We start from the raw sequence: 24,100 nt of genomic DNA, 5'->3' as shown, positions 1-24,100 counted from the left end.
TTCTCTGTGACGACTACTGTGATGACTTTTGTGCCGTCATTTTGCGCAGTTCTTTGACTTCAGGATCTTCGTTCTTAGCGCCCTTAAATAAGCGCTCATAGTTGTTCCAGATAATGCGCAGCATCATTAGAGAAAATGCGATCGGCAAAATCATATAGAAGTATTTCATTGGGATGCCTGTCGTCTGGGACTTCCAGAACAAATTCATTTTGTTGAACACGAAATCGTAGCTGAGATAAACAAAGTAGCCGTTAAACAGCAGCCATAAGAAGTCAGCGATGGTTTCACAGACGGTCTGAACAATCGGGGGGAAGAACTTGAAGTGAAAACTGACTCGGTTATGCGCCGACATCTTGGCCGCAACAACAGCCCCTAGATAGGCAAACCAAACAAACATGTAAGTAGCGACTTCATCACCCCAAGGTATGGAGTAATCGAAAAGCTGACGAGTAAGGATTTGTGTGAACAGCAATAGGACAAAGCTTGCTAACAACAAACAACATGTATATTCCTCAATGTTGTTAAGGTGCTTTTTTATTGTTTTAGCGACTGACATATAACCTCCAATGTTGATTTCCACATGACAACCAGTCGCTCGCGGTACTAAAAAGATCAGGTACTGGACAGATCAACGAGTAAAGCCATGTAAATGCCCTATCTAACCGTTCTATCGCTAGGTGATTAAGTCGCGAAGAACAGCAGATAGGGCGAATCTAATCGTTACTTTCTACCTAGTAACTCAAGAACGTCATCTAGCTTGTCTTTGCCCCCAATGCTTGAATAGAACTTAGGCCAAACTGACTTAGTGACCTTACTGATCCACTCTTGCTCGTTGTCTGCTGGGTCAGTGAAGACCATGCCTTTTGCTTGCAGTTCTTCACGGATCTTGTTTTCAGTATTTTCTAAGTATGCAAAGCTGTGCTCTGTCGCTTCCTGACCCGCTTCAAGAATGATCTTTTGCATTTCAGGCGTCTGTTGTTGGAAGACAGTTTCACTGACGATTAGCGGCTCAAGAGAGAAGATGTAGCGAAGGTTTGTGACGTACTTTTGTACTTCATTGAACTTCATCGCATGCACAGTGATGTATGGGTTGTCTTGACCATCAACAACACCTTGCTGCAGGCCAGTAAATGTCTCTGACCACGCCATTGGTGTTGGGTTTACGCCCCATGCTTGGTAAGAAGCAATCATGATTTCGTTACGAGGAACACGAATCACTAGTCCTTTTAGATCCGCTGGTGAAGCCACTGATTTTTTAGAGTTTGTCAGAACCCTAAAACCAGAATAAGCCCAACCAACGATACGAACGCCTGCATCACGAATAGTGTTATCGACAAGGTCTTGACCCACTTGGCCTTGAGTTAATAGCACCGCTTCTTCTGCACTTTGAATGACATAAGGCATGGTCAATAGACCAACCGTTGGAGAGAAAGGCGTCACGTTGTTGATCGCCAATACTGAGAAGTCGAGAAGGCCGATTGCCGCGTCGTTGACGGTGTCTTGCTCGTTGCCCAATTGACCATTCGGGAACAGGTCGATTTTGACTTTACCGTCTGTTTTTTTCTCCATCAATTCAGAAAATGATGTCGCTAATTCCCACTGAGTACCACCAGCAGCATCGCCGATAGCCATTTTAAAATTTGCTGCTGCCGCGGTATGAGATAGCATCGCTGTTGCTACAATTGTGACGCCAGCAATAATTTTATTTTTAATCAATTTCATAGTCTTAACCTTTCATATCATACAGGCTTCCTGCCTGTACTTTGCTCACAAGGTGACCTGGTACAACTTTCCTGGTCGTAGTTCTATTTCCCTATTTTGGAAACAATGTTCGAGTAGCTAAAGCACTTCATCCTTTAACGAATACCACTGATAAAGGAACTGTTGCCCTACTCTTCGAAATGGTGCAAACATCTCAGATTCCACCACTTCCCTCACGTTGGGGAACGGAAGTTTTGATTCAAATATTGGCAAGTCAAGCTTATGACCTTCACCTGCGATCCACTGAGCGAGGCGCTTGCCTGCTTGAGCGGAGTACATCACACCATTGCCGCCATACCCTAGTGCGTAGAATATGGATTGCTTTGGATTCGGCTGATAGATTCTTGGCATCATGTCGTGGCTAACATCCACCCACCCCCACCATGAATAATCGATTTTGATCTGATCGAGAGAAGGGAATTTTCGGGTTAAATCCGCTCTCAACATGTCTTCGTATTTCTTTTCAGGTGCATTCTTGCCACTGATGGCACTGCGTGTACCGATCTGCACTCGGTTATCGGGTAACAAACGGTAGTAATGACGCAGGATTCTGGTATCAGTAATCACCTGATTGGTTTTGAAGTTACACGCGGCAATTTCGTCTTGAGTTAACGGACGTGTCACCATCGAGTTAGAAAGTACAGGTAATAGGCGATTCTTAAGCTCTGAATGCAAACCTTGGCTGGTATACCCACCGGTACAAACACCGACAGAACGAGCCTTAACCACACCACCTGGTGTTTTTAGATAGTGCACACCGTTACGTGTTTCCCAACCCATCACAGGGCTTGCTGGGTGAACTTTTACGCCGAGTGCTCTCGCCTTTCTTAGATAACCAAACGCCAGTTTCCCTGCATGGATGCCAATACCTTCTGGCTCATGCATTGCGCCTGCTGCTTCTTGGTCGCCAACGTAATCACGCTTTACGGTTTCCGCATCTAAGATCTGCGCATCGTAATCGAATGTGTCACGTAGCAACTTGGCTTCTTTCTCGAGTGTTACCATCACTTTTGGACGGTGAGCAACGTATAAGTGGCCACCCGGCTGCGGGTCACAATCAATGTCTTTGATTAGAGACTTAAACGTGTTCATGCCATCGATGCATTCGCGGTGCATTTTTAGCGCGGTTTCGAGTCCCCAGCGTTCAATCCACTGAGAACGCTTCAAACGTCCTGACGCACACTGAGCTTGACCACCATTTCGGGTACTGCAGCCCCAACTCATGCGGTTAGCTTCAATCACAGTCGCTTTAATGCCGTACATTTCAGCAAGGTGTATCGCGGTACTTAGGCCTGTGTAGCCTGAACCGATTATCGCCACATCGACATCCATATCCGATGTAATTGGGCCGTCATCTTCAGGTGGTGCACCTGCGGTATCTACCCAATAAGTCGGGGCGTATTCCTTGCCGTGACCTGGGCTTTTATCTTTAAGTGGATCGTATTTTGGATCGTATCTTTCTTTTGCTTGGGTACTTTCTTGTGCTTGGGTGCTTGTCACCTTTGGCGGCACATCGGCTGCCGGTTGTTCCATTACTAAACTCATAATTCGACTCTCCTAGTCATAACACGTGAACGGGTTGTGGTTTCGTGTCTAGCTCTTGGGAGTGTTGTTAGGAGTCAAAAGAGGTCGTGTTTTACGGAATGCATTTTTTACGCTGATTTTTCCATCTTTCAGGGTAAACACATCAACCATACGAGCTTCGATGACGGTGCCATCAGGGTTAGTCGCAGAGAACGTTGATTCGCTTACCGCGCGGTCGCCACACACAAAGTGGACAGGGTCGCTCCAGGCTGCATCTGGAAAGTTCTGCCAAACCAATTCAAAGCTATTGCGAACGGCTTGGTACCCTTCGATAGTGTTTCCAAGTTCGCCTTCTCCTGCCACGGTGTGAAAGACACAGTCTTCGGTCATAAACGACATTAGCGCTTCAATATCATGGTTATTCCATGCATCACTAAAAGACTGTAAAAAGGCGGTGTCGACTTGGTTTTCCAGCACGAATGTCGTTGCATTGGTTTGCATATTCATATTCCATAATCCTTTATGTTTTCGTTATTGGTTTAAATTTCAGTAGCTTTGCGCCACTTTTTTATTAGAGTGTTTAAACTAGATCTGTGAAAATTTAACAACTTGATAACAAGATTCGCCACTCTAACTTCGAGTTACTTTATAAACAATCTTTAAGCTCACAGATTTCATCTTTTTATAAATTAATTGGTGTTCTAATTTTATTTATCTCGTAATCACTAAATTTATATGAGCTCTAAATAAAATCAGTAGAAATATTAGACTTTAGTCGAAATCAAAATCTTGATGGTACTTTCGGCCATACTGCTCAAGCTGGCGATCATGAGTATTAACTTGTAATTCGATATTACCCTCACCTTTATTCATTGCTTGATTGCTATCTACATGGGCTTCATTTTTTAAATCAGCCAGTGTCTCTTCAATATATTCTGTCGGTTCATTTAAAACATTCATGGAGATTAATTCCTTTATCAGGTTTATTTTCTCTGATGGAAGAATATGAACGGACACTAGACCGTTTGAATATTCTTTCTCATCGTACAAAGGCTGAATGGCATCATTGCCACCTTCCTTAAATGGGTGAATGGAATACCACTTATCTTTTCGTTGCTCTTGCTGATCACAATCAGCCACATTGAATATCTGAGTCCTATTGAAGTCACATGGTGAGTTAAAAACACTAACCTTATGATAATCAATGGCTTTAATAATATTGATACAGTCTTTACTTTGGCTATGACATACAGACCACAGCGCATTAATCAGGTTATCTGTCCACTCAAGTAAACGGGTTGGAAACCCCTGTTTCTTGGCTAAACACATCAATAACCAATCGTTTATCTCGTGTGCACTCAACGAATGCCCGCCATAAACTCTCACGGTCGAGAGAAGTTCTTGTTCGACACGGCGAATATTCTTTCGATTTGAGCGACCTAAGCTTGGCATCAAGTTATTATTTTCATAATCACACACGTTATAAATCAAACCACGATGCCCACTACAGTCAGCAATGAGTGAATCGATTATTTCATACAGCTCTTCGAGTGAGCTTATATAACGTTTATTTTTCACAACATTCATACAATAAGTAACTTAATTTATATTCGGTAAAGTTAAAGCATTAATAATCACGTTAATCAATGGTTCAATTAGTTTCGTTGTAATTATTTAAAAATGATAATAGGTATATATCTTCGTCAAAAGAACTATTTGTGGATCCATTAGTTAAGGACCGATTAATAATAACGAGTGACAAAGTGTATATATCTAAAACCACTTATATACTTATGAGTCATTTAATTAGTGTTCTAATGTTTAACGAGAGATTACTGAACTAAGCGTTTACGTTCTTCACCTAAGCACTTGCCAATTACCCGTTAATATTGTCCGACCATGCGCTCGATAACATTCTCGATGATGCGCTGGCCGGACAAACTACCTATGACTTATACGTAATCTTTGTATTTATCTAGGAAACGAACCGGTGTTGATAGTGCATCTCGGCGGAACGGGTCGCCCAATTCCTGAGTACACATGATTTCAATGATGGTTGTTTTGCCTTCGTTCATCTGCATGTCGATGGCTTTTTGCAAGGTTGGACCTACATCTTCTAGCTTATCCACCGTGATACCTTCAGCGCCCATTGCTCGTGCGATCTCTGCAAAGCTTTGGTTTTCAAGTTCACCCGCAACAAAGCGTCGGTTGTAGAAGTCGACTTGGTTCTTCTTCTCTGCACCCCATTGACGGTTGTGGAATACCACGGCTGTCACTGGAATGTTATGGCGAACACATGTCATGGTTTCCATCAAGCTCATGCCCCACGCACCATCGCCAGCATAAGAAATAGCGGGGCGATGAGGTGCCGCTGCTTTCGCACCAATGATGGTCGGGAACGCATAACCACAGTTACCGAAACTCATTGCAGCAAAGAAGCTACGTGGTTTTTCAAAGCGTAAGTAGCTGTTTGCCACTGAGTTGATATTACCGATATCCGTCGAGACCATTACGTCTTCAGGCATCGCTTTTTCTAGCTCACGCAGTACTTGACGTGGGTGTAGATATTCACCACCAGAGAACGGAGTCTCGTGTGAGTTTTCCTCAATCATATCTAAGCTGAAAGAATCGCGTTCGTGTGTCCATTCATCAAGCTCTTTTTCCCACAATGCTTTTTCTGTTGCCACTGTATCTTGACGAGCGCCTATGTTGTCATCACACAACAGTGCGCGGCCTTCCAATCTTTCAGATAGAGCAACCGCAGCGGCTTTCGCATCACCACAGATACCAACCGAAATCTTCTTAACCAGACCAAGCATCTTGTTGTCGGCATCAATCTGAATGATTTTCGCGTTCTTCGGCCAGTAGTCCATGCCATGTTGAGGCAAAGTACCAAATGGACCAAGACGTGTACCCAAAGCGATAACCACATCCGCTTGAGCCATCAATTTCATTGCTGCTTTCGAACCTTGGTAGCCTAAAGGACCACACCATAATGGGTGACTCGCAGGGAAAGAGTCATTGTGTAGGTAGCTATTCACTACCGGTGCACCTAGTCTTTCTGCTAATGCTGCACATTCTTGAACTGCATCTGCCATTACCACACCGCCACCAGAAATGATGACTGGGAATTTCGCTTCAGCAATCAGGTCTGCTGCTTCGTTCAGAGACTTCTCGCCACCTGGACCACGGTCTAAACGCGCGGGTTTAGGGATCTCGGTTTGAGTTTCACCGTAGAAGTAGTCACGTGGAATATTCAGTTGAGTTGGACCCATTTCGCTCATCGCGCGGTCAAAGCATCGACCCGTGTATTCCGCCATACGGTCTGGGTGCGTTACGTGTCCTTGATACTTAGTAAACTCTTGGAACATTGGAAGCTGATTACACTCTTGGAAACCACCTAAGCCCATTGTTTTTGTACCTGTCTCTGGCGTTACAATTACGACAGGGCTATGTGCCCAGAACGCCGCTGCAATCGCAGTCACACAGTTACTAATACCTGGGCCATTCTGCCCGATAACGACGCCGTGGCGACCCGATACACGAGAGTAGCCATCTGCCATGTGCGCAGCACCTTGCTCGTGTACCACTGGGACCAATCGAATGCCAGCAGGAGCAAAGATATCCATTGCGTCCATAAATGCTGACCCCATGATGCCGAACATGTCGGTAACATCATTAGCAACCATAGTTTCAACGAACGCTTCTGATGGTGTCATTGTTACTGTGCCGGAAACAACCGTACGTTTTTCTTGCTCACTCATTCTTCCATTCTCCTTGAGTTAACCAAAATTTCATTTTTCGGAATGAATTGTCTCTTTTTCGAATTCAATTTCACCTTAGTAGTAGAATTTTTGCGCGTCAACTTTTTATATTAAATTGGAACAATTCATTCTAATTAATAAAACTGGATCACATTATTGGTAGTTTTTCGTACAAAAAGTGCCATTAACTTAAGCGGAGCTGTTAATAATCGATGACATATCGCGATAGCAGCGACAAGTGATGGGCTATATAGAGGGAAATATGATGAAAGAGGCGGAATTGATACCAACGCAACCAGTAAGTGTGAGAGAACGCTTTGGGATCGACAGCAATCTAACCGTGATGGCATTTGAACATGCGGGCGAATATGTGCCGAAAGTCGATCCTAATTACTGTTTTGACCCTGAAGTGACGCTAGCGATATTGGCCGGGTTCACCTCCAATCGTCGCACACTGATTCAAGGCACACATGGGACGGGCAAGTCGTCTCACATTGAGCAAATCGCCGCGAGATTGAACTGGCCATGCTTGAGGATCAACCTAGACGGACACTTAAGTCGCTTGGATTTCATAGGTAAAGACAGCATCGTCATTAAAGATGGAATGCAAGTAACAGAGTTTAAAGAAGGCATTCTTCCTCAGAGCATTCAACAACCCATCGCACTGGTGTTAGATGAGTACGACGCTGGTCGTCCTGACGTGATGTTTGTGATTCAACAACTATTAGAGCAGGACGGGAAATACACCTCTTTAGAACAAAACCGAGTGATCACGCCTCACCCTTCTTTTCGCTTGTTTGCTACCTGCAACACGCTTGGCTTAGGTAACTTCTCCGGTTTGTATTCGGGCACTCAAGTGCTTAACCACAGTCAATTAGATAGATGGAACATCATCGCTACGCTCAACTATTTAGACCCACAACATGAAACCAAGATCGTGTTATCCAAGCTTCCAGAGCTGAATAATGAAAGTGGCCGACAACTGGTTGAGAAAATGATCGCCACCGCAGGATTAACGCGTAACGGGTTTCGAGCTGGCGACCTTTCAACGGTGATGTCTCCGCGAACGGTGCTCACTTGGGCCGAAAATATCCAAATATTCGACGATGTAGCGACGGCATTTAGACTGTCATTCTTGAATCGCTGTGAAGACGAAGAAAAAGAACTGGTTAGCGAATATTATTTCCGTTGTTTTGGTGAAGATTTAGAAACGCCCACTCAAAACTATTCGCACTCGGAGTCGTAAACCATGGCCAATGTTTCTTCCCAGCAGAAAAAGATCCTCGATCTTGGCGTGTCTGTCGCCAGAGCGATCAGCGGTGAGTTGAGTCTGAATTATCGGGGAGAACGTCTCTATAAAGGCAATAGCCCCTGTTATTATCAGTCTGCACATACTAACGATCTCACCTTTGTTTCTCGCCATGAATTGAAAAACAGCAAGCTTTCGATGCAAGGCAAGATCGATTCATCAGCATTACGACTCTTGCTTTCAGATGCTGATCTTCACTATTCATTACGACCGAAAAACGAAGTCGAACGTCTGTTATATGATTTCTGCGAACAGGTACGAATTGAATCGCAAATTCCATCTTATTTAAGAGGTGTAACCACCAGTATTCTGTTCAATTTTGCGTATTGGAGCGACCAATATCATCAGAATGGCTTCACCGAATCACGAATCGGCATGTTGCTGTTTACTCTGATGCAAGTCATCCACACCCGCTTAACTGGCGTTCCGGTGTCTGAACCCATTGCTGAAACCATCGAATCGACTCGCGCCGGCATCGTGCCTACTTTCGGGTACAGCCTGAAGCGCTTAAAGCAACATAGAACCGACCAAGAGTCATTTGCACACAGCGCCAATGATCTTGCAGCCCTTGCACAAGAGTTAATCATCCAAGAACAAGAAAGTGATAACTCGCCCACGCCAACGGTCGAAGAAGACATTAAGATCCTTGCGCAGCTTGCGTTGATTGTGGATGGTGACATTCAAGATGAAGACGTCTATACCGACATCACGGGCAGTAGTAAGGTATTCGAGCTGTCGGGCGCCAATTATCAGGTCTTTAATTCAGAATTGGATCAAGTCATCGCGGCAGACAAACTCGTCAGGCGCGCCCTATTACTCGAACTGAGACAAAAGCTCACCGATGACATCATGGCGAGACAAGTAAACACTCGCCGTTTAGCCGCGATGCTCACTCGCTTTGTTGCCACGCCACAGAAGAATCGACGTCAGGACCATTTAGAAGAAGGCATTGTTAACGCCACGACCATCACCAAGCTCATCACATCGCCATTAGATCGCACTGTCTTTTATCAACCTGACATCGGCGCATCTCATCAATGTGCCATCACGTTTTTGATGGACTGCTCAGGTTCAATGCAGAAACACAGTCACAAGCTAAGCCTACTGATGGATACAATTCTCAAATCCGTTGGACTGACCAGCATTCCATTTGAGATTATTGGCTTCACTACCAATAACTGGAACGGTGGCAAAGTCTATCGGCAATGGCTTAAGCAAGGCCAACCGAAACACCCAGGCCGCTTAAACGAAGTTCGACATATTGTGTTTAAAGATTTTGATACACATTGGAGACGCTCTCGCCTTGGCATTGCCAGCCTTCGGAAAGCAGACATCTTTAAAGAAGGAATTGATGGCGAAGCGGTGCAGTTCGCTAGTCAGCGGTTGCAACAGCACAATGCGCAAAGAAAGGTTTTAATCGTGTTCTCAGACGGCTGTCCGATGGATACTGCCACCAGCACCGCCAACGATCAGTTCTATTTGGATAACCACCTCAAACAAGTGATTGAGCGTGAATCAAACAAAAACCATATCGAGATTCATGGTGTGGGAATGGGCGTCGATTTAAGCCCGTACTACCGCAGTAACATCACCTTAGATGTGCAGGAGAGTTGCTTATTTGGATTATCTAAGAGCGTATTTGAGATGCTAAAGCGTTAAGGTTTTTGTTTATATAAGCAGTTACGTTTCGGGGAGCTGTGAAGTATCGGCTAGCAAACCGCTAGCCTTTTATCGGAATGTGCTTAATAGGTAGCAAGCAGCTAAGAGGTAACTAGGAAGTAGCGAGCAACTAAAAGACAGCAAGCAACTAAGAAATAGCAAGCAACTAAGAAATAGCAAGCAACGACCATGCAGAGACAGCCATTAAATACCCACCAATCAACATCAACACAATAAACACCAACTTTCTGAGTTGATCATTGGACAACGGCGGTGGGAAGCGCCGAGCAAACATAGTGACAAGCGCCACCAAGGGAACAGCGATCGCTGATAACCACAGTATGCTCGGTTCCATGTCGCCTGCAGCGTAGACATTGACAGTACGGGACATTGACGTACAAGCGAACACCATCAGCAGTGTGCTTCGCACCAGATCGAGAGTAAAAGGCTGCCGATAGAGGTGATAAACAATCGGTGGACCTGCCATCCCAAACAACCCACCCGCTAACCCAGAGCTAAAGCCTGAGACAAGGAAAGATACAGTTGCCGAACGATCCTTTCTGGTTTTAGGTTTGAACATAAAACTCATACCTGCGAATAGCACCATCGCACCCAATAGTCCTCGGAGAATATGCGTTGCCGAATCGCTCAACTCATCCAGCAAGAAAACTCCCACCGATACGCCGGGAATAATACCGATCACTAACACCACCAGAATCTTGAGTTCACCAAGCAGTGGCTTACCCATCAACGCGACCAAGCAATTGAACAAAGTCACAATACTGACTACAGCGGCTATAACGGGTAAGGAAACCAAATTAAGGCTGACCGTTAAACCAATCACGATGATACCGAGGCCAAAACCCGTGACAGTTTGGAAGTAGGTACCCACCGCAATAGTGGCAAGAATGGCGAGTAAAACAGGTAACTCCATTAGCAATCCTAATTAGGTTGTTTGGGGTTGATTTGAATGTGAATATCAGCTTCAGGCACTAGATTTTAGTATCTAAAATCAAAGGTCGATTCTTCTCTTCTTTCAGAATCAGCCGCCGCGTCAGTCGTTGAATTTGGTATTTTCCCTTGCTGCGCTTGTACGGCAGTCACCGCAATTACGTTAAAGATATCTTCCGCGCTACACCCTCTGGATAAGTCATTGGCAGGCTGATTCAATCCTTGCAGTAACGGGCCAATCGCGACCGCGCCACCTAATCTTTCTGCGAGCTTATAGCCTATGTTCCCCGCTTCTAAATTAGGGAAGATCAATACGTTAGACTGGCCTTTCACTTCTGAATCGGGCAGCTTTTTCGCGGCTATTTCGGTGACAATCGCGGCATCGAGTTGAACGTCCTGATCGACAGCTATTCCGGGACAACGTTGTTTCACTAACTGAGCGGCATTACGAACCTTATCGACCGATTCGTGTTTCGCACTGCCGTTGGTAGAGAACGACAGCATTGCCACTTTCGGTTCTTCCATCAACAGCGTTTGAGCGCTGTTTGATGCCGCTACTGCAATGGACGCAAGCTCGGTTTCATTGGGGTTAATCACCAAACCACAATCACTGAAAATCATGCCGCCTTTAAGGTTATGGAAAGGCTCACACAACATCATCAGAAAGAAGCTAGACACCAATTCACTGTCTGGTGCTGGCCCAATGATCTGCAGCGCCGCCCGTACTACATCAGACGTGGTGTAAACCGCGCCATTGACTGTGCCGTCTACTAACCCTTCCCTCACCATCAAATTGGCAAAAATCAGTGGGTCTTTGACCTTCTCCAATGCATCTTCATAAGTCATGCCTTTGGCTTTTCTTAGCTCATAGAGCCGTTCAGCCAACACAGCTTTGAGTGCTGATGTTTGTGGTGAAACAATGTGGATGCCGGCGAGATTAATGTGGTTCAACTGCGCCGCTTCGATAATCGCCTTTTCATCGCCGACTAACGTGATGTAAGCAAGCTGTTTATCTATCGCTGATCGTGCCGCTTTGAGTACACGAGGGTCTTCTGCTTCACTCAAAACCACTCGCTTACGATCTAAGTGAGCCTTATCAATAATCCGTTCAATCGCCTTCATCTTAAATTCCATTTATTGAGATTAATTGTTCCATAATTTATATTTATATTATTGAAATAATAAAAAAGGTCAAATTTTATTCAGATAATTGAAGATTTTTAATTTGGTATGTACACTCTTATACATAGACATATCGCAAGGATGAATCACTGTATGCAAACAGAAACACCACAAGTTCAAGGAGATACGCCCACTCTCCGACTTTTTGCACTATTAGAGGTGATAGCGCAAAAAGATGAGTTTATTTCTCTTCAAGGGCTCGTCGAAGAAACCGGACTACCGAAACCAACTCTGCACCGCATGCTGCAACAATTAGAAGCTGCGGGTATTATTCAAAGAGATGGTGACGAAAAGCATTACAGCTCTGGCATTCGACTCAGAAAGCTTGCTGAAAACCTGCTGTTCAATAGCACCATGCACAGCGCACGACGCACTATTCTTGAAAACCTTCGAGCAGAAGTCGGCGAGAGCTGCAACCTAACGGCACTGTCGAGCGGTGAGATCATCTACCTTGACCGTGCAGAGACCGAAGCCCCGCTTCGCTTCCATCTACAACCCGGCTCTCGCGTGCCCGTACATTGCTCAGCCACAGGCAAACTATTTTTGGCTCACATGTCGAAATCACAACGCAGAAGACTGATCGAAAGTGTGCCTCTCACTCAATACACAGTAAAAACCATCACCGACTACTCGACGCTGGAGAAAGACATCGAAGAAGCGAAGATCCAAGGTTTTGCTATTGATGATGAAGAGTTCTTACCCGGGTTAGTTTGTATCGCCGTATTGATACCGTCTTCTACTGGTCAATCCAATCTTGGCTTAGCAATACAAGCACCAGTGATTCGAGTAAAACCAGACGAAGCGATCAAGTTTCTGCCAGCTCTTCAAAAAGCAGCCAAAGCTCTCGCTAAGATCGAGTCTGATAACTGGGGCTAGTGAGCAGATCTATCTCAGAGAATGACCCAAATTAGCGAATCAACATCAATGCCCTTCGACCAATCAACATTTGGTCGAAGTCATTTAATCACTCGCCAACCCGCACATAAGCAACACGTCTAAAGTAATCACAACAAAGGAATCACGATGCTAAACATTAAGAACCAGCACTTACTCTCTTTTATGGTGACAGAAGCGAACAACGCAGTTGCAGTCACAAACCCAGCAACGGGTGATCTTATTGGCCATGCGCCAATCTCATCCGAGGCGGAGTTAGAGAGCGCTATCGAACGTGCTCATGTTGCGCAGAAAGAGTGGGCAAAAATTCCCGCTAAATCCCGCGCTGCATTGCTAAGTGGTTGGCATCAACTGATCCTTGAAAACAAAGAAGATCTTGCTCGCCTAATGACCATTGAACAAGGTAAGCCGTTAGCAGAAGCAACGGGCGAAGTGGTGTATGGCGCGAGCTTTATTGAATGGTTTGCCGAAGAAGCCAAGCGTACTTATGGTGATTCAATTCCTAGCACCGTCGCTGGCAAACGCTTGGTGACCATCAAGCAACCTATCGGAGTCGCATGTGCCATTACGCCATGGAACTTTCCAATTGCGATGATCACTCGTAAGGCCGCTCCTGCCCTTGCTGCTGGCTGTAGTTTTATTGTGAAGCCCTCAGATGAAACGCCGCTTTCTGCATTTGCTGTGGTTGAATTGGCTTACCAAGCGGGCATTCCGAAAGATCTACTCCAAGTCGTACTTGGCGACAGCCCCGAACAGATTGGTGAGCTTTTCACATCACACCCACTGATCAAAAAGATCTCTTTTACTGGATCGACTCGAGTCGGCAGTATCTTGATGGCTCAAGCTGCGAAAGGCATTAAGCGCACTTCAATGGAACTGGGCGGCAACGCACCGTTTATCGTGTTTGACGATGCGGATATCGACGCGGCCGTTCAAGGCGCAATGGCTTCAAAATTCCGTAATGCAGGCCAAACCTGTGTTTGTGCGAACCGTTTCTACGTTCATAGCAAGGTACATGACGAGTTTGTGGCGAAATTCGACCAAGCCGTTCAGCAGCTTAAAATAGGTAACGGATTAGATGAAGGCGTCACTATTGGCCCCGTGATCAGTGAAAGGGCGAAACAAAGCATTCAAGGTTTGATTGACCGAGCGATGGAACAAGGTGCACAACCCGCATCGCCAACTCAAGCGCTTGACGGCTTGTTCATTCAACCTGTGGTTCTTAAAGACGTGAAACACAGCATGGACATCGTTCAACAAGAGATCTTCGGCCCAGTCGCGCCTGTGATGAAATTCGAAACCGATGAAGAACTAATCGAAATGGCCAACGATACCATTTATGGTTTGGCGTCTTACTTCTACAGCCAGAACATTCACCGCGTATGGCAGGTAGCAGAAGCGCTTGAATACGGCATGGTTGGCATTAATGACGGTATGATCTCAACCGAAGTCGCGCCTTTCGGCGGGGTTAAGCAATCAGGGATTGGCCGAGAAGGTGCTAAAGAAGGCATTGATGAGTACATGGATATCAAGTATCTGTGCTTTGGTAGTAACTAGGTCTCGGAAGTAGTTAGGTTTGGTCGTAAGTTAAGCCTAGCTCTTCAACATCAATAAGCCTAAACATCGAATAGCCCAACTAACACCTCTCTTCTGAGCTTCGCCCTCACCCCCAAAAAAAGCAAAAAAAAGCCGCGCTAAATTAGCGCGGCACCTTGGGCTCGGTTCAAATAGGGGTATTTCTTTTTTTATTATTTATTGTGCAGTTCCTTTCAGCTTTAGTCGCATAGCATGCAACACAGGCTCGGTGTAACCACTTGGCTGAGCACAGCCTTCAAATACCAACTGACACGCTGCGGAAAACGCAATGCTGTTTTCGAAATCAGGTGCCATGTTTTGGTAGCTTGGATCCCCAGCATTTTGTCCATCAACCACTGCCGCCATACGTTTCATGGTTTTCATTACTTGTGCTTCATCACAAATGCCGTGGCGTAACCAGTTAGCGATGTGTTGGCTTGAAATACGCAATGTCGCTCGGTCTTCCATTAACCCTACATCGTTAATATCTGGCACTTTCGAACAACCGACTCCTTGGTCAATCCAACGCACTACGTAGCCAAGAATACCTTGTGTATTGTTATCCAGTTCATTTTGGATATCTTTAGCAGTCAGCTTTTGATTACCTAGTAACGGGATAGTAAGAATATCGTCAACGTTCGCTCTCACACGCTCACGAAGCTCTTTCTGACGGCTTGGTACACTCACCTTGTGATAGTGCAAAGCATGCAGAGTCGCGGCAGTTGGAGAAGGAACCCAAGCGGTATTGGCACCTGCTTGTGGGTGTCCGATTTTCGCATCCATCATCTTGGCCATGTTGTCTGGCTCTGGCCACATGCCTTTACCGATCTGGGCTTTACCTTGCAGGCCACAAGCTAAGCCAAGATCAACGTTCTGGTCTTCGTAAGCGCCAATCCAAGTCATGGTTTTCAGCTGTGTTTTAGGCGCAAATGGTCCCGCTTCCATGCTAGTGTGTATTTCATCACCCGTTCGGTCTAAGAAGCCTGTGTTGATGAACACAACACGATCTTTAGCCGCACGGATACATTCTTTAAGATTGACTGAAGTACGACGCTCTTCGTCCATGATGCCGACTTTGATCGTGAATCGATCTAGCCCTAATGCATCTTCAATACGGCCAAACAGTTCATTGGTAAACGCCACTTCTTCAGGACCATGCATCTTAGGTTTAACAATATTGATGCTGTTCGCGGTCGAGTTTTGGTACGCGCTGTTGCCTTTTAAATCATGCATCGCGATTAGTGAAGTGATCATGCCATCCATAATACCTTCAGGTACTTCATTACCGTCAGCATCAATAATGGCAGGGTTGGTCATTAGATGGCCCACGTTGCGGATAAACAACATGCTGCGGCCTTTCAGCGAGATCTCGCCTCCCGTCACGCTGGTGTATTGACGATCTGGGTTGAGGTTACGAACGATGGTTTTGCCGTTTTTCTCTAGCGACTCTTGTAAGTCACCCTTCATCAAGCCTAACCAGTTACGGTAAGCCAGTGCTTTGTCTTCACCATCAACCGCTGCTACCGAATCTTCACAATCCATAATGGTGGTGAGAGCCGATTCCACCAGCACATCCTTAATGCCAGCAACATCAACGCTGCCAATCGGTGCGCTCGGGTCAATTTGAATTTCAATATGTAGGTTGTTGTGCTTAAGCAGAATGCTTGAAGGCGCACTCGCATCACCTTGGTAACCAATGAACTGGTTGCGATCGATTAGAGTGACTTCTTCACCGTTATCTAAGGTCGCTGTTAGTGTATTGCCAATGCTGACGTTGCTGATGCTGTATTTGGTCACATCTTTATGGGAAACACCGTTTAACGGTGCAGCGTCATCAAGGAAACCTCGAGCGTAGCTCACTACTTTAGCACCACGAACCGGGTTAAAGCTTCCGCCTTTTTCTGCACCGTCACTTTCGCTGATGACATCGGTTCCGTAGAGCGCATCGTATAAACTGCCCCAACGCGCATTAGCCGCGTTAAGTGCAAAACGTGCATTCATAATAGGCACAACGAGCTGCGGGCCCGCTTGTGTTGCAATTTCAGGCTCAACGCTTGCAGTGGTTACTTGAAAATCTTCGCCCTCAGGGACTAAGTAGCCTATCTGTTGCAAGAACTGTTTGTACTCTGCCGCATCTAGCGCTTGTCCGGCACGCTCTTGATGCCAAACATCAATTTGATGTTGAAGATCTTCACGCTTGATAAGCAATGCGCGATTCTTTGGAGCCAAATCTTCAAGGATGGTTGCAAATGATTGCCAAAAGTCTTCAGCGATAATGCCTGTTCCAGGAATCACCTGCTCATTAATTAATTGGTAGAGGGTGCTATCAATGTTCAAGCTTCCCTGTTGAATACGACTGCTCATAAAATCTCTCTCAAACTAACTGATGGCTACTCAATAAATTTTCGTGACTAGCTCAAATTTACTTTACTAACTTAAACTTACTCAACGGACATAAATTTAGCTAATTTATGCCAGTTATACTGGATATTCATATAAAAAATACCCTACAAACTGTGTTATTCCGTCACACCACTCTCTATTTCATTGGCGACACTTTTAATCAATCGGCGCATCCACTGATGGTCTGGATTGGTTTGTAATAATGGACTCCAAGCCATTTTCACCTCAAAGGGTTCAATAGCAAATGGCGCAGGTTTGATTAACAACCGAGGGTTATTGCGCTGCAATTGTGCCGCTTTGGTTGGAATGGTCAGGATCAGGTTCTTCTGTTGAGCGAAGAGAATCGCCGACAGGTAGTGTCGTGTGAACACCGTGATATTACGCGTTTTGCCAATGCGCATTAATGCTTCATCTATCCAACCAAGCTTTTGCGCTTCGCTTGGGTTAATCCCAACGCCGGTGCCCATACCCGTCTTACTTACCCAGATATGTTGCGCCTTTAGATAAGACAAAATATCGAAGTTGTCCGCTATCGGGTTATCACAACTAAATAGGCAAGAGAACCCGTCGTGCCAAAGGCTCATCTGATGGAACGACTGTGGAATGTCGTCAAAACGGTTGATGATAATATCAACAGTGCCTTGCTCCACATCCTGATAACTCACGTCACTTGGCGTCATAATATCCAAGCGTATTTTCGGTGCTATCTCGCTCAACTTTTTCAATAGCGGCTGAATAATAGTCGACTCAGCATAGTCACTCGCCATGATACGAAACACACGCTCACTGTCTTCTGCATTAAATTCCGTGGTCGGCTGCAATGTCTTTTCTACATTCGCCAAGATGTTTCTAATCAATGGCTGCAGTTTATGTGCTCGCTCGGTCGGTATCATCCCTTCACTGGTTCTCACCAACAGCGGGTCTTCAAATAGATCACGTAATCGACGCAGGCCATTACTCATGGCTGGCTGAGTGATTCCCAACTGATTTGCTGCTCGTGTTACGTTTCTTTCACGTAGCAACATGTCTAAATACACAAGTAAATTAAGGTCTATACGAGCAATATTCATAAGAAAAATACCGAATATAATAACTATAAATTAACAAAATTATCACATACATGGTTATTCTTTGTCCATGGTTAGATTTAATCCAAATCGAATGACCTCGCCAAATTGGCCAACATGTCCACGTGAAACTAAGGAATAGTTATGTCGCAAATTACACAAGATATCGAAAAGATTGAAGTTGCAAAAAGCGCTGCTGGTGCTCCATGGGATGCAATCAACCCTGAATCTGCAGCTCGTATGCGAGCTCAAAACAAATTCAAAACAGGTCTGGATATTGCGCAATACACGGCAGATATTATGCGTGCAGACATGGCGGCTTACGACGAAGACAGCTCTCAATACACTCAATCACTGGGTTGCTGGCATGGTTTCATCGGCCAACAAAAGCTGATTTCTATTAAGAAGCACTTTGATGGCAAGACAGACCGTCGTTACCTATACCTTTCAGGTTGGATGGTAGCAGCACTTCGCTCTGACTTCGGTCCACTTCCAGACCAATCTATGCATGAGAAAACGTCAGTTGCTGGCCTAGTAGAAGAGCTATATACCTTCCTACGTCAAGCGGATGCTCGTGAACTAGGTGGCTTGTTCCGTCAACTAGACGCAGCACGTGAAGCGGGTGATGTGAATCTACAAGACCAAATCCAAGACAAAATCGACAACCACGTAACACATGTAGTACCAATCATTGCGGATATCGATGCAGGTTTCGGTAACGCAGAAGCGACTTACCTAATGGCTAAGCAAATGATTGAAGCGGGTGCATGTTGTCTACAAATCGAAAACCAAGTAGCCGATGAGAAGCAATGTGGTCACCAAGACGGCAAAGTAACGGTTCCTCATGCTGACTTCCACGCAAAACTTCGCGCACTTCGTTATGCTTTCCTTGAACTAGGCATCGACAACGGCATCATTGTTGCTCGTACCGATTCACAAGGTGCTGGCCTAACAAAAGAAATCGCCGTAGTGAAAGAACCTGGCGACCAAGGTGACATCTACAACTCTTACCTAGATGTTGAAGAGATTGATGTTGCAGATATGGCTGAAGGCGATGTTTGCTTCAACCGTGACGGCAAGCTAGTTCGTCCTAAGCGTCTCCCTTCAGGCCTATACCAATTCCGCGAAGGTACAGGTGAAGACCGTTGTGTATTCGACTGTATTGAAGCAATCAACGCGGGTGCTGACCTTCTTTGGATTGAGACTGAGAAACCACACATCGGTCAAATCAAAGAGATGATGGACGGCGTACGTGAAGTACACCCTAATGCGAAACTGGTTTACAACAACTCTCCATCATTCAACTGGACATTAAACTTCCGCCAACAAGCATACGATGCAATGGCAGCAGCAGGTAAAGATGTATCAGCTTACGACCGTGCAAGCCTAATGAGTGCGGAATACGATGAAACTGAACTGTCTGCAAGCGCTGACGAGAAGATTCGTACATTCCAAGCGGACGCATCTCGCGAAGCGGGTATCTTCCACCACTTGATTACTCTGCCGACTTACCACACAGCAGCACTGTCTACTGACAACCTTGCAAAAGAATACTTCGGTGACCAAGGCATGTTGGGCTACGTTGCTAATGTTCAACGTAAAGAGATTCGCCAAGGTATCGCATGTGTTAAACACCAAAACATGTCTGGTTCAGACATGGGTGATGACCACAAAGAATACTTTGCTGGTGAAAATGCACTAAAAGCAGCGGGTGAAGCGAATACGTCTAATCAATTTGATTAATCGTTAACAGCGTTTCCCTTCTAGAATCTCCCCCTCCCTTTTCCCTGTTAGGTGCTGGGAGGGAGGAGGTTTTGGGATGAAGCTTGTACTGCCGGCTTCATCTCAAAGCCTCAAATTTGTGTTCCACACCACTGTGACCCTGAAAAATTCTGTTTAAACTGATCACATTCCTATTTATTGAGAGTGCCTATGACTTCAATACCGACACACCTACAAGATGCTAAAACACTACTGTCAGAAAATGGTTTCGCTACTGGTGATACTTGGTATCACGGCACATCTTCAGCCTTACTCGCTTCAATCCAAGGCCAAGGACTGAAACGCTCAGGAGACAAAGCACTCAATGAAGCCGCTTCAAAAACCATGGCAACCATTGGCAACAACTACACCGAATCCGTTGAGCCCGTTTTCTTAACTCAGAGCAAAGAACTGGCCTACTACTGGGCTCAGCAAACCATTCGCGAACGCAGCACTCGTTTTGAAGGTGAAGAACGCCCTATCGTATTAGCAGTAAACTTAACAGACAAACAAAGTGCCAAAGTAAGGCCTGACGTTGGCGCAATGAGCCTATTAATGATGAGTGTTGGCGAGCAATTCATGGCTCACTTAACTGAGATCTATCAAGAGAACAACATCGCAGGCCCAGACATCGAACTGCGTACTGCGGATCGTATGGACTATCTCAATAAGCTTGGGATGGCCTACATTGATGAAGACATCAGCCGTGCTTGTGTGCAAGAGCTTTATGAACCCGAGCTGTCAGAGCCAGAACTGGCCAGTTAATCAGGTTCATTACGTAAGCACTATACAGAATAAAAAAGGGCTCCTAATCTAGGAGCCCTTTTTATGTGTGACGTTATTTACATGCACGTTAATCAATGGGTTAGTTGATCAATAGACAAGTAAATCAATGGACTAGTTAATCAACGGACACAAGCGACCTTTTTGTGCAGCTTGCGTCATTGTCATCTCACCTTGCAACGAACGATACACAATGGTGTTCCAAACTTCGCCATTATCCATCTCAAAATCGATAGCATAGTTCAAACCACTGACAACCTGAGTTCGAACACTCAAGATTTTCTCAAGCTTCGCAGCGGTATTCATTTGTCCCAGAACCACATCTAAAGCTTGTTTTGCTTCTGGCGTAATATCACTTTGTGACCAACCACCTGTCATGTTTTTTGTGCTACAGATCGGATTCGCTTTCTCTTGCGGTTGAGCGGGAACATCAGATTCCTGACTGCATCCAGCTAACGCAGCGACACTAAACACGGCTGCTAATCCAAGTAATGATGTTAATCGTACTTTTTTCATGAATCCTCTCTACATCGTTCATTCAGTCATTTACGAGAAATTACTCGTAATGATGTTTCATATGCAGGCAAGCTTAGACCTTAAATGTCATTACTTCATCAGAGATTATGGTGTAACTACTCTATAAATACAGAGCACTGTCAGAAAAACAAAGCCGGACACTACTGCCCGGCTTTTTACCCGTCTATTCAATTGATATTTTGGCCATTTAGATTGGGTAGCGTTTTCGTTAGTGCTTTTTAATTACTGCCTGTTTTACTAGTGAAAGAACACCAACATCTCGACATCATCCCCTTGCTGTTCAGCACTCAGTAAGAAATGCACATAGCCTTCTTCTGTTACAGGGATTTGCAGGTACTCATTGCTACCACGGTAATTAGAGGCATAATCGTGTTGCCCCGAAGTAGGCCAGTATGAACGACTTGCAAATAGATCAACGTTGCCAGCATTCGACTGTCCACTCTCCGCAACGTCACTCTTATCATTCAACCATACTCTTACCTCTTGCACGCCCGGTGGAACATAAACCGCCGCATAACGTCGTTGGTGCACGGTGAGTATTTGAGACTGACCTGATTCCAGTATTATTGGCGTTAAATCATCCTGTTCTTGTGATGGCGGCGTTGGCGTTTCTGTCTCTAGTGATGCCAACAGTGTTACGTCATTGAAATCGGTGCGTCCTGCAATACTCATGTAGTAACGACCCGGTTTGATGAAACCCGATGACTGTGATTCAAACGTCACCATCTCATTACTTCCATTTCCGTATTGGCTGAATTCAAAATCATAGTAATGCGCTTCTTTGTTGTAGCTCATGTAAAGATCAGCATCACCTTGGCTTTGGCCTGAAGCATGACCTTCAATCGAAACCTCAAAATGCGTGGTGTTCTCTGGTACATCGACGTAGAACAACTGCTCACTGTACGCCTCACCATTCAACACTACACCTTGGTTTGCGACAAGCACCATGGCTTGGTCTGTTGGATTTGTAGGTTCAGTCGGTTCTGTGGGATCAGTAGGCTCTGTTGGTTCATTTGAAACAGTGTCTAGCCAACGCTCAAACTCACCATTGTATTGCTGCCCAAGCACTTTCACTTGTTGCGCCCATTCTGAAAATTTGCCTGCACGAGACAGTGCCAACAAGCTCTGCACTTCTTGAGGATGTTCTTCCATCATAAAGCGCACCGCCAAGTAGCCCCATCGATAGATACGGTTGGAATCATGAGAGTAGGTGGTCGCAAGCACGTCCGATAAACTCATCTTCCCGCTGCTAATCAAACCAACAGCGGCATCGTAACCTTGCTTGTAATGCATGAACTCAGCAAAACCTTCTAGCCACCATACAACGTAACCATGTGCCAAGTTGTCGCTAAAGGAGCCGTATTGGTTAAAGCGCGCATCGAGATAGTGAATGTACTCATGCTCTAAATTGAGAATTGAAAGGTCATCGCCGTTAGCGTAACGGTAAGCAACGAAACGCGCCACGTTACCCACTTCTGCAGGGTTACCTTCTAAATACTGACCGCCGTTATCGGTGGTGTTTCCAAACAAGAATGCCGAGTAATCGGTGTAGCTACCTTTACTGCCAAACACCGCGACTTCAACTCGCTCGTTATTATCGTCGGCGACAGGTTGTTGGCCGGTGTTCGCAACTTGATGAAAGTCCGCCTCTTTTGCCGCGAGTACATCACACGCTTCAATTGATTGTGCTTGCGTTAAATCTTGTGAGCGGATAATCGCAGGCCCTTGGCACTCATGACGATTGGGAAGTACACGCATTGCTAAATCACGTTTTGCTTGCTCTAGATCCAATCCATTCAAGCCGTCTGGCGCGTAATACCCCATCATCTCAACCGCCGCTAACCAAAGCTTGTCATGCTCACTGCCAAGTGGGTTTTGTACCATCACTTGCTGCATAAAACGCAGCGCTTTGTCTTTCGTTAATTTATCCGGGCTTGCCAGCAAACGACCAGTTTCACGGACGGCGTTATAAACAAGGAAGCTCGCATCAGTATCTAAAGCCCACGTGTTATCACGGGCGAATGCTGCAAGCGTGTCGATATGCTGGGTATGGCTAGCCATATAATCGTAGAAGTCATCTCTAGCTGCGTGCCCTGCCATTGCTCGAAACAGATTGTTTAACCCGTCGACCCATTGTGAGTCTTGCGCCGTTTCTTGGTTGAAGTGACGTAATGCCGCAAGTTGCGCATCCATTGTCAGTGGCAATTGTTTAACGTTATCGACCATTAGCGTCAGGCTTTTCAATGCACCCACCTGCTCACGACCTTGATCTAACGCATTAGGGTTAGCTAAGAAAGCAATGGTCGACTGAGCAAAACGCTGACTCAACGCTTCGCTGAAGTCTTGCGCTTGCGCGTTATAGCGAACGTAATAAGCGGCGCGAACAAACTCACCAAGGTTTTCAAGTTTACGGGCTTGTTCAGCTTCACCTCGGTAACGAGTTATTTCTGAGTTCAGTGCAGCGTGAATACGGCTTAGGTTCGCTTCGCTATAGATATTATCTAGTGAATTATTCGATGCAGAGAACCAAGAACTGTAGCAACTGTTGTTTGCCGAAGAGACAGCGAGTGCAAGATTGGACGCCTGTTGAAGATCAAGCACCTCACACTGATTTTGAGCAAAAGAGAAACTGGACACACTGGCAAGCATACAAGCGGTCGCCAAGCGATGACGTGGAAATAGACGGAGATGAGACATACTACACTCATTAGTTAATTATATATTTGAGCGCGCTGTTATATTCCTTACAATCCATAAGGTGAATTGAGTTGCGTATGATTTATGAGCTTGGTTCAAAAAATAAACACCCAGAACTAATTTATAAATTCAAAAGGATATTCTCAGATTGAATAAATTAACTTCCACACATGATCAAACCATATAAGTGATTGAGAGCACTCTAATTTAGGGAATCATTAATTAATTCGTAC

Annotated in this window: 18 protein-coding genes; 6 read left to right on the top strand and 12 right to left on the bottom strand. The window is 45.3% G+C overall.

Translation table 11 applies throughout. The features are described from left to right. Positions 1-13 precede the first annotated feature (13 nt). The 6 genes from AC3CKG_RS21470 to xsc form a co-directional block, all read right to left on the bottom strand. Positions 14-556, bottom strand: a complete 543-nt coding sequence (locus tag AC3CKG_RS21470) for a TRAP transporter small permease (RefSeq protein WP_009845769.1) — start codon at positions 554-556, stop codon at positions 14-16. A 164-nt stretch (positions 557-720) separates the two neighbouring features. After that, the gene (locus AC3CKG_RS21465; protein WP_488529323.1) at positions 721-1,722 is read right to left on the bottom strand and encodes a TRAP transporter substrate-binding protein; all 1,002 of its coding nucleotides are present in this window, start codon (positions 1,720-1,722) and stop codon (positions 721-723) included. A 117-nt stretch (positions 1,723-1,839) separates the two neighbouring features. Next, complete coding sequence (locus tag AC3CKG_RS21460) at positions 1,840-3,306, bottom strand: NAD(P)/FAD-dependent oxidoreductase (protein ID WP_135441940.1); 1,467 nt, start codon at positions 3,304-3,306, stop codon at positions 1,840-1,842. 48 nt (positions 3,307-3,354) lie between these two features. Next, positions 3,355-3,792 carry a nuclear transport factor 2 family protein gene (locus AC3CKG_RS21455; RefSeq protein WP_102541315.1) on the bottom strand — a complete coding sequence of 146 codons (438 nt, stop codon included), beginning with the start codon at positions 3,790-3,792 and terminating at the stop codon, positions 3,355-3,357. A 264-nt stretch (positions 3,793-4,056) separates the two neighbouring features. Beyond that, positions 4,057-4,872, bottom strand: coding sequence for an FRG domain-containing protein (locus AC3CKG_RS21450; protein ID WP_488529322.1), 816 nt, complete (start codon positions 4,870-4,872; stop codon positions 4,057-4,059). Positions 4,873-5,237: 365 nt separating this feature from the next. Next, entirely contained in the window at positions 5,238-7,049 is a 1,812-nt protein-coding gene (gene xsc / locus AC3CKG_RS21445) for a sulfoacetaldehyde acetyltransferase (protein ID WP_488529321.1), read from the bottom strand. A 262-nt stretch (positions 7,050-7,311) separates the two neighbouring features. Between xsc and AC3CKG_RS21440 the strand changes: the two genes are divergently transcribed. After that, positions 7,312-8,295, top strand: coding sequence for an AAA family ATPase (locus AC3CKG_RS21440; protein WP_050650932.1), 984 nt, complete (start codon positions 7,312-7,314; stop codon positions 8,293-8,295). A 3-nt stretch (positions 8,296-8,298) separates the two neighbouring features. Further along, positions 8,299-10,017: a cobaltochelatase CobT-related protein gene (locus AC3CKG_RS21435; RefSeq protein ID WP_488529320.1), complete on the top strand. Its 1,719-nt coding sequence runs from the start codon at positions 8,299-8,301 to the stop codon at positions 10,015-10,017. A gap of 166 nt (positions 10,018-10,183) precedes the next feature. Here AC3CKG_RS21435 and AC3CKG_RS21430 read toward each other — a convergent pair whose 3' ends face one another. Continuing rightward, entirely contained in the window at positions 10,184-10,951 is a 768-nt protein-coding gene (locus tag AC3CKG_RS21430) for a TSUP family transporter (protein ID WP_488529319.1), read from the bottom strand. 65 nt (positions 10,952-11,016) lie between these two features. Further along, complete coding sequence (gene pta, locus AC3CKG_RS21425) at positions 11,017-12,090, bottom strand: phosphate acetyltransferase (RefSeq protein WP_488529318.1); 1,074 nt, start codon at positions 12,088-12,090, stop codon at positions 11,017-11,019. Positions 12,091-12,243: 153 nt separating this feature from the next. Between pta and AC3CKG_RS21420 the strand changes: the two genes are divergently transcribed. Then, positions 12,244-13,026 carry an IclR family transcriptional regulator gene (locus tag AC3CKG_RS21420; RefSeq protein WP_016790487.1) on the top strand — a complete coding sequence of 261 codons (783 nt, stop codon included), beginning with the start codon at positions 12,244-12,246 and terminating at the stop codon, positions 13,024-13,026. 147 nt (positions 13,027-13,173) lie between these two features. Then, positions 13,174-14,601, top strand: a complete 1,428-nt coding sequence (locus AC3CKG_RS21415) for an NAD-dependent succinate-semialdehyde dehydrogenase (protein ID WP_488529317.1) — start codon at positions 13,174-13,176, stop codon at positions 14,599-14,601. Positions 14,602-14,796: 195 nt separating this feature from the next. Here AC3CKG_RS21415 and AC3CKG_RS21410 read toward each other — a convergent pair whose 3' ends face one another. Continuing rightward, complete coding sequence (locus tag AC3CKG_RS21410) at positions 14,797-16,983, bottom strand: malate synthase G (RefSeq protein ID WP_488529316.1); 2,187 nt, start codon at positions 16,981-16,983, stop codon at positions 14,797-14,799. A gap of 155 nt (positions 16,984-17,138) precedes the next feature. Next, complete coding sequence (locus AC3CKG_RS21405; protein ID WP_009845781.1) at positions 17,139-18,092, bottom strand: LysR family transcriptional regulator; 954 nt, start codon at positions 18,090-18,092, stop codon at positions 17,139-17,141. A gap of 141 nt (positions 18,093-18,233) precedes the next feature. Between AC3CKG_RS21405 and AC3CKG_RS21400 the strand changes: the two genes are divergently transcribed. Together AC3CKG_RS21400 and AC3CKG_RS21395 are read left to right on the top strand one after the other, a co-directional pair. After that, complete coding sequence (locus AC3CKG_RS21400) at positions 18,234-19,832, top strand: isocitrate lyase (protein ID WP_017097741.1); 1,599 nt, start codon at positions 18,234-18,236, stop codon at positions 19,830-19,832. A gap of 189 nt (positions 19,833-20,021) precedes the next feature. Then, positions 20,022-20,615, top strand: coding sequence for a hypothetical protein (locus tag AC3CKG_RS21395; RefSeq protein ID WP_488529315.1), 594 nt, complete (start codon positions 20,022-20,024; stop codon positions 20,613-20,615). Between the two features lie 132 nt (positions 20,616-20,747). Here AC3CKG_RS21395 and AC3CKG_RS21390 read toward each other — a convergent pair whose 3' ends face one another. Together AC3CKG_RS21390 and AC3CKG_RS21385 are read right to left on the bottom strand one after the other, a co-directional pair. Then, complete coding sequence (locus tag AC3CKG_RS21390) at positions 20,748-21,149, bottom strand: cystatin domain-containing protein (protein ID WP_076666980.1); 402 nt, start codon at positions 21,147-21,149, stop codon at positions 20,748-20,750. Positions 21,150-21,407: 258 nt separating this feature from the next. Continuing rightward, the gene (locus tag AC3CKG_RS21385; protein ID WP_488529314.1) at positions 21,408-23,867 is read right to left on the bottom strand and encodes a M9 family metallopeptidase; all 2,460 of its coding nucleotides are present in this window, start codon (positions 23,865-23,867) and stop codon (positions 21,408-21,410) included. Between the last annotated feature and the right edge of the window lie 233 nt (positions 23,868-24,100).

The sequence above is a fragment of the Vibrio sp. QJM3NY_15 genome, assembly GCF_057785995.1.
This window is presented reverse-complemented; position numbering and strand designations above follow the sequence as displayed.